Consider the following 543-nt stretch of genomic DNA (forward strand, 5'->3'; position numbering starts at 1 on the left):
AGGAGTCGTCGATCCCGACCCGCTCGATACCGAGGACCTGGGCGTAGATGCCGGCCAGGATCTCTTCGACCGCGGTGCCGGGGGCGCGATACCGCTCGGTGTCGGCGTATTCGGGTGCCGGCAGGGCGCGGGTGTCGAGTTTGCCGTTGACCGTCAGCGGCAGCGTAGGTAGGGCCACGATTGCCGTTGGCACCATGTAAGACGGAAGCCGTTCGGCCAGTGCGCTTCGCGCCTCGCCCGCGTCGGCGGTGCCGGTGATGTAGCCGACCAAGCGCTTATCGCCGGGCTGGTCCTCGCGCGCGATCACCACCGCCTGGGCCACCCCAGCCACACTCGCCAGGGCGGTTCGGATCTCACCGAGCTCGATGCGATAGCCGCGGATCTTGACCTGCTCATCCGCGCGCCCCAGATACGCCAGCTGCCCATCGGCGCGCCACCGCACCACATCCCCGGTCCGATACATTCTGGTCCCCGGGCCCCCGAACGGACACGCCACAAACCGCGACCCGGTCAACCCCGCCCGGCGCCAATACCCGCAACCCA

The 543-nt window shown here is 69.2% G+C and carries 1 protein-coding gene; it reads right to left on the bottom strand.

The genetic code is table 11. The features are described from left to right. A partial coding sequence (locus tag A5686_RS03835) for an AMP-binding protein (protein WP_156749923.1) occupies nucleotides 1-543 on the bottom strand: 543 nt, incomplete at both ends.

Origin of the sequence: Mycobacterium sp. E2479, from assembly GCF_001667925.1 — a bacterium.
Classification (GTDB): domain Bacteria; phylum Actinomycetota; class Actinomycetes; order Mycobacteriales; family Mycobacteriaceae; genus Mycobacterium.